This is a genomic window from Pseudomonas sp. 05T35, assembly GCF_056396605.1.
The window spans coordinates 1-1,641 of sequence record NZ_JBFTLU010000681.1 but is presented as its reverse complement, the minus strand read 5'-3'; the positions used below and the strand labels follow the sequence as shown (position 1 = coordinate 1,641).

Genomic DNA, 1,641 nt, shown 5'->3' with positions numbered 1-1,641 from the left:
ACCTTGGCCTGCATCGGATCCGGAGGCGTCGGGTTCAACTGCTGCTGGATGAACATGGTTGCGCCCATGATGATCGGCAGAATGAAGAACGGATCCTTGATCGACAGGTCAGTAATCCACAGCATGAACGGTGCCTGGCGCATTTCCACGCTTTCCAGGAGTACCCAGTACAGCGAAAGGAAAACCGGCATCTGCACGAGGATTGGCAAGCAACCACCCAGCGGATTGATCTTCTCTTTCTTGTACAGCTCCATCATGGACTGCGACATTTTCTGCCGGTCGTCGCCATGTTGTTCTTTCAGCGCAGCCAGTTTCGGCGCCACTGCACGCATGCGCGCCATGGATTTGTAGCTGGCAGCCGACAGCGGGAAGAAGATCCCTTTGATCAGCATGGTCAGGAAGATGATCGACCAGCCCCAGTTACCAACGATCGCGTGGATATGTTGCAACAGCCAGAAGATCGGCTGGGCGATGAACCACAGAATGCCGTAGTCGACCGTCAGTTCCAGACCTGGGGATAACTCTTTGAGTATCGCCTGGCTTTTTGGACCCGCGTACAACGTAGCGCTGGTTTCAGCCTTGGCACCTGGCGCAACGGACAATACCGGGCCAGTGAAACCGATGATGTAGTTGCCTTGGCTGTCTTTGCGAGTCTGCACCACGTTGCTGTCGTTCTTGGCTGGAATCCACGCAGTCACGAAGTAGTGTTGCAGCCAGGCGACCCAGCCACCGTTAACGGTTTCTTTCAACGACGCCTTGTCGATATCTTTCATCGACACTTTTTTGTACGGCTCTGCACTTGTCCACAGGGCAGCGCCCAGGTAAGTCGCAGTACCGGTAGCGGTTGTGGAAGAAGGATCGGCACTTGCATCGCGCTTGAGCTGGGCAAACAGGTTGCCCGTCCAGGCTTTATCGCTGGTGTTATCGATCAGATAGGTGACTTTCAGATCGTACAGACCGCGAGTAAAGCTGAAGCGCTTGATGTAATTGACGCCAGCGTCGCTGAATTTCAGGTCAACGTTGAGCTGGTTCTGGCCATCAGCCAGTTGATAAGTCTTCTGTTCGGTCGAGTAAACCGGACGACCGGTAGCGCGAGCATCCGGACCGTTGGTACCGGTCAGGCCACTTTGAGCCAGGTAAGTACGTTCGCCGCCGTTATCAAACAGCTGGAACGGAATTTCCGGATGGTCCTGACGACGTGGATACAGCGGCAGCATCAGCTGGGCGATATCACCACCTTGAGGATCGATAGCCAGTTCGAGCACATCCGTTTTAACGTGGATGAGGTCTTTATTGGTGACTACCGGCGTTGCGGCAGGAGCACTGATATCGGTATTCGCGCTGGGTACATCGGCACTGGCGGCAGCATTGTTACCAAGTGGCGTGTCCGGAATAGCCGGGGCAGCCTGATTGGAAGCAACATTCTGAGTCGGCAGGGCAGCCTGACCATAGTCCTGGTTCCATTTCAGAACCATAACGTAGGACACGATTGCCAGGGCGACGATCAGGATCGTGCGTTTAATATCCATGATTACTCGGCCATCGAAGAAGAACGGGAGGTAGGGATAGATGGAACCGGGTCATAACCACCGGGATTCCACGGATGACAGCGACCTAAACGACGAAAGGTCAGCCAGCCAC

2 protein-coding genes are annotated in these 1,641 nt (G+C 54.8%); both read right to left on the bottom strand.

The features are described 5' to 3' along the window. Positions 1-1,529, bottom strand: a 1,529-nt coding sequence (gene yidC / locus AC1DH9_RS28805; RefSeq protein WP_477809297.1) for a membrane protein insertase YidC, incomplete at its 3' end; no start/stop codon positions are given. 2 nt (positions 1,530-1,531) lie between these two features. After that, a partial coding sequence (gene yidD, locus AC1DH9_RS28800; RefSeq protein WP_477809298.1) for a membrane protein insertion efficiency factor YidD occupies positions 1,532-1,641 on the bottom strand: 110 nt, incomplete at its 5' end.